Origin of the sequence: Brevibacterium picturae (assembly GCF_030453725.1) — a bacterium.
GTDB classification, from domain to species: domain Bacteria; phylum Actinomycetota; class Actinomycetes; order Actinomycetales; family Brevibacteriaceae; genus Brevibacterium; species Brevibacterium sandarakinum_A.
The window spans coordinates 1-4941 of sequence record NZ_JAKDJU010000202.1; the positions used below are offsets into that span (position 1 = coordinate 1).

Consider the following 4941-nt stretch of genomic DNA (forward strand, 5'->3'; position numbering starts at 1 on the left):
AGGCCCTGCACACAGGCCAGGAGGGTCGACTTTCCCGACCCGCTGGGACCCATGATCGCGACCGCTTCACCTTTGGCGAGGGACAGCGACGTTCGGGGGAGTGCAACGACGCGCCCGAACGCCACCGTCACCTCGTGAGCGCTTATGACGTGCTCTGTCACCGTTCAGTACCCATCCTCATCGGTTCGCGGCCGTTCCCACCCAAGGTCCGTACGCGTCCGGGCGGTTATTGAGAATCTCGATGGCGCGATGCTTTACCGGACGGTGCGCCGTGGAGGTCGACTCGGAGGTCGACGCACCGTTGTAGTTATAGAGGTGGCGGGAGCTACTACTGCTCTCCATCTTGTACTCGACTCGAACCGGGTGATAGTCGGCTTCGCCGCCGTAGATGCGGATACTGCTCGAGTAGTCGATGGACGTGTCGTTCCCCTGCCGACTCGTAGCTGCCGAAGCAGACACCGGAGCCAAGGCGATGCCAGCGATCATCAATGCTCCGGCGGCAATTTTTGTCCTTCTCATGATTAGATCCGTCTCTTCATTGTCGCGATCCAATTTACACGATGTGGGGCATAGATGCCGTAGCTTCTTGGTTCGGGGTCGTCAAGCCGACAGTCCGTGCGAGTTTCATACTCGACGGACGGCGATCTGCGGCGAATAGTTACCAGTGTGTTGTCGATAGTTACCAATCTGCAACAAGGGGGCGTCAGAAGAATAATTCTCGAGCGAGCGACGCCGGCGCTCGGCAATGGAGGCGGTCTGCTGTGCTCCTACCTGGCGACGGGTCGAGATAGGGCGGGGTGGGGGAGCCCGTCTACGGCGTCGCCCCGCGCACGAGGGCTTCCGTGGTCCGGGAATTGGTCGACGACGACGGCGACGTGCACCGCAGCCTGGAGCTGGCCCGCCGGGGACTGCGCCCCTCGTGCACGAAGGACAAGGGGCCCGGCCGATCAACGCCAGCTTGGAGATGCTCGCAACCAGCGACATATTCCGTGGCCCCTTCTCGAGCGGCCGCTCGGCCGTACCGATGACCGGCTACTACGAGTGGGTCGAAACCGACGGCGGCGGCAAGGTCCCCTGCTTCATGCGCCACCCCGCCGGAGAGCTGCTGTACGCCGCCGGACTCACCGCCGCCCGCAAGGGCGACGACGGCGAGGACTCGGGCGTCACCTTCATGGTCGTCACGCGCAAGACGCGACGCCGATCCGGAGCCCTGTGCGCCTGTATCGGGTTGCGGCTCTCGCCCCTGCTCGCTGAAGCGTACGGGCGGGCGTGAAGGTGGCTCTTCCCGGGTCGCGGTGATCGTGGTCGCGCGGCCGAGGGGAACGCTGAGGTCGACGGTCCGATGTCCCGTCCACAGCAAAGTCATCGCCGCGGCCATCTGCGCCGGGCGGGGACCTTGCCCCAGAGCCGCGCCCAGTGTCACCCCGACCTTGCCCACTGCTCGGAGTCGGGCAAGGTCGTCAGGGTCCACGTGCGCCGACCGTCGGCCGAGTGCAAGCGTCCGGATGTTCGCCAAGCGGACCGGATCGGCGCCCGACCACACCTGATAGCGCCGCCTCCGCGTCTCGCACACGCGCGGTCCAATCGAAGACGCTGGCCACCTTCGGGCGTCGGGCAAGATCGCCGGGCTTGACGTCGACCACCTCGAGGCTGTGATCGGCCCGCGTGAGCAGGAGATCCGGGGCATGCCGCCGGATCACTTCACCATCGTGGCCCCGCAGCCACATGGGCTGTGCCGCGATCCAGGTCACTGTCGGGTCGAAGTCGGCCAGCCACAGTCGATCCAGTTCCAGGCGGCTCTCGTAGGACACGTGCCCGCCGGTGGTCGCCGACCAGAACATTCCGGAGTAGTGCCGCTGCCCTGCATACGAGCCCACGCGCCGCACCGGTCGGGCGGTGCTCAAAGACGTCGCCACCGCATCGCGGACAGACGTCGTCACCTCGCGACCGTCGTCGGCGACGTAGCGAAGTTCGGTGTCCAGCAAGGTGGACCGCGCCATGGATCCAGGGTGCGCCGCGCGACACGTAAATGGGACGCGCGACACGCGTGTGCCAACGAAGTGGAACAGCGACAGATCAAACGGAAACCTACAGCAGTTGTAGGTTCTCGCGCGATCTGGCAGGCGTGCAGGGTCATGACCTGCGGAGCGACAAGTAGGGCACGTGTACCGATTCTCGATAAACTGTCCGATTCCTCAGGAGTGCCGCGGCGAATCCACCGCGTCATCTTCCCTCCCCTTTGCAAGGTGAGATCAGCGCCGGCTCCATAACGCAGCGCCCAGTGGATCCCGTCGCCCCCCATGCTCGCTGCCTCGACGACAGCGCGGGCTGGACGCGGCGCTGCCGGGCTGAGTAGACCGTCGCGTGTCGGGGGCAGCGAATACGATTAATGCCATCGTCGAACAATCGACGTGTCCACCAACAACGGAGCAGGAGTGACAACGGATGCCGACTTATGTCGAGTGGAAGTGCAAGGAGCGGATGCGGTACGGCCATATGGGCTCAATGGTTGCGAGAGTTCAAGCGACCTTGAAGGAGGCGAACTTCCACCGAGGAAGCGTTGACGGGAAGTTCGGAGTGGCTACTGAGGGTGCGGTCCGTGATTTTCAGGGTTTTAACGGGTACACGATCGACGGAATCATCGGGCCTGTGACCGCAGGCGCTCTCGATGGCGGCTGGGGCATGTCGTGGAGCGGCTGCAAGCCGGTGTAGCCCTCAGGTGCAGTTTCACACACAGGCAAGCTGGCGGGGTCTGGCAACGAGACCCCGCCGGTGCCGATCAAAAAGAAATGGAGAAGTGTATGGACCCGTGGGTTCTTAGCGTTCAGAATTAGATCAATCATACGTACGCTGGCGTCTCGGACATCGCGCCGATTGCCGCCGACGGCAAGACCGGCTGGCAGACGATGTACGCCCTGACGAGGGCACTGCAATACGAGCTCGGCATCACGGCGCGCTCGGACAACTTCGGCTCGGGCACGATCGCGGCCGTCAATGCCGTCGCCCACATCGGAGCCGGTACGGCAAACGACAATCTCATCCGGATCGCCCAGGGAGGGACGTACTGCAAGGGTTATGACGTTGGCACGGCCGGTGAACTCACGGGTGCCTGGGGCAGTACGGCTCAAACGGCACTGAACCGGCTGCGCTCGGACATAGGTCTGGCTTCGCGGACGTCCGGTCTGGACGGGAAGCTGTTCAAGGCGCTGCTGACGATGGACGCGTACACGCTTCTCAGCGGTGGCGACGCGCAGGTGCGCGCGATCCAGCGCGCCCTCAACGGCCGTTATGTCGAGAGGCGGGACTTCTTCATAGTCCCTGCCGATGGTCATATGTCCCGGGATTTGCAGAAGGCCATGCTGTTAGCGGTTCAGTACGAGATTGGCATGGCTGACGGCGTGGCTAACGGCAACTTCGGGCCCGGCACGAAGGCGGGGCTCGAGTCGCAAGCCGCGCTCAGCCTAGGTGATAGCGACAGCTCGACGTACTTCGTACACCTGTTCCAGGCGGGCCTGATCAGCAACGGCTACAGCGCACCGTTCAATGGCATCTTCGATGCGACTACGGCCACGTCAACGCGCAGCTTTCAGGATTTCGCAGCGCTAGCACAGACGGGATCGGCGAACGTTTACACCTGGGCGTCGCTGCTTGTGAGCACGGGCGATCCGGACCGTCCGGGGACCGGCGTGGACACTTCCACCACGCTAACGGATGCGCGCATGGCGGCGTTGCGCACCGCGGGCTATACGCACTTCGGGCGGTACATCTTCAACACTCCGAACTCGCATCCCGGTAAGTCGCTGAAGCGGGTGAGCTGGAGACTATCTTCGAGCACGGAGGCCGGTTCTTTTCAATTTTCCAGACCGGAGGTGCGGACCGGGCGCACTTCACATACGAGCGCGGCAAGGACGTCGCTGAGGAGACGACGAATGCCGCATGGGCTTACCAGGTACCACAGAACGCGATCATCTACTTCGCAGTGGACTTCGATGCAGTGGACTCGGAGGTGACCTCCCTGATCATCCCGTACTTCGAGGGGGTGCGCGATGCGTGGGGAATCACCGGGCAGGACTATCGGGTCGGTATCTACGGACCGCGTAACGTCTGTTCGCGCGTCAGCGATGCAGGGCTCGCCGCTGCGAGCTTTGTCTCGGACATGTCGACGGGTTTCAGTGGCAACATCGGCTACCCGCTCCCGGTGAACTGGGCGTTCGATCAGATCCAGACGACCTACGTCGGCAGCGGGCCAGCCCGCGTGGAGATCGACAAGAACATCGTCTCCGGCCGCGATGCCAGCGTGGCGTCTCTGGCTCCGGCGGTCGGTGTTGGTCCAGATCCGCGGATCCCCGAGGCACGGTGGGTCGACTTCGAGGCGGCCTACTTCGCGAACTGCTGGCGGTATCCGGACTCTATCGTGCAGCAGGGTTACATGGCCGCCAATCGCATCCAGGTTGCGGCGACTGTGCTCTCCTATGATGCGTACATCACCGGACTCGCCGCCCAGCATGGTGTATACAAGGCAGTGATCATGACGCCGCTCATCTGGGAATCGATGGTGATCAACGACCTCGACACGGCTGGTGATACCGCTGTCCGGGGTTACTACGCGGCGATGGAGGCTGGGATTACTCCCCCGTCGCAGGCCCCGTCCGACTCGTCGACGGGAGTCTGTCAGATCTTCGCGGCGACGGCGATCGCCGCACGGACGTTTGCGGTCGAGCAGGGCCTGATTGCCGAGTCGCTCTATGATCCGGACAACTGGCGGGACATGTGGGCGATCTGGAAGCAGTTGAACTCGGACGATGAGTTCAACTTGGAGACGGCACTGTTTGTGATGATGCACGAGGCGTATAAGAACGCGTCGATCCAGCCCAACCAGATGCGTGAGATGACGCCGAGCGATGTTCAAGAAATGTGCCGCGGTTACAACGGCGGTCTAGT

The 4941-nt window shown here is 63.3% G+C and carries 6 protein-coding genes and 1 pseudogene; 4 read left to right on the top strand and 3 right to left on the bottom strand.

Features of this window, described 5'->3' with window-relative positions; all coding sequences use genetic code 11:
• Positions 1 to 161, bottom strand: a 161-nt coding sequence (locus L0G76_RS14035) for an ATP-binding cassette domain-containing protein (protein ID WP_369696189.1), incomplete at its 3' end; no start/stop codon positions are given.
• Between the two features lie 16 nt (positions 162 to 177).
• Positions 178 to 519, bottom strand: a complete 342-nt coding sequence (locus tag L0G76_RS14040) for a hypothetical protein (RefSeq protein ID WP_304357783.1) — start codon at positions 517 to 519, stop codon at positions 178 to 180.
• A gap of 445 nt (positions 520 to 964) precedes the next feature.
• Between L0G76_RS14040 and L0G76_RS14045 the strand changes: the two genes are divergently transcribed.
• Positions 965 to 1273 (top strand): SOS response-associated peptidase family protein, encoded by a 309-nt coding sequence (locus L0G76_RS14045; RefSeq protein ID WP_304357786.1) that lies wholly within the window; start codon positions 965 to 967, stop codon positions 1271 to 1273.
• A gap of 187 nt (positions 1274 to 1460) precedes the next feature.
• Here the strand turns inward: L0G76_RS14045 and L0G76_RS14050 are convergent, their stop codons facing one another.
• A complete protein-coding gene (locus L0G76_RS14050) occupies positions 1461 to 2000 on the bottom strand; it encodes a TnsA-like heteromeric transposase endonuclease subunit (RefSeq protein ID WP_304357784.1) in 540 nt (179 codons plus the stop codon).
• A gap of 505 nt (positions 2001 to 2505) precedes the next feature.
• Here L0G76_RS14050 and L0G76_RS16290 point away from each other — a divergent pair.
• The 3 genes and pseudogenes from L0G76_RS16290 to L0G76_RS14060 all read left to right on the top strand — a co-directional run.
• Positions 2506 to 2712: a peptidoglycan-binding domain-containing protein gene (locus tag L0G76_RS16290; RefSeq protein WP_369696190.1), complete on the top strand. Its 207-nt coding sequence runs from the start codon at positions 2506 to 2508 to the stop codon at positions 2710 to 2712.
• A gap of 674 nt (positions 2713 to 3386) precedes the next feature.
• Positions 3387 to 3635, top strand: a pseudogene (locus L0G76_RS14055) (peptidoglycan-binding protein); the annotation flags it as partial.
• A gap of 218 nt (positions 3636 to 3853) precedes the next feature.
• Positions 3854 to 4941 (top strand): glycoside hydrolase domain-containing protein (locus L0G76_RS14060; protein WP_304357787.1); only part of this gene is annotated, 1088 nt, incomplete at its 3' end.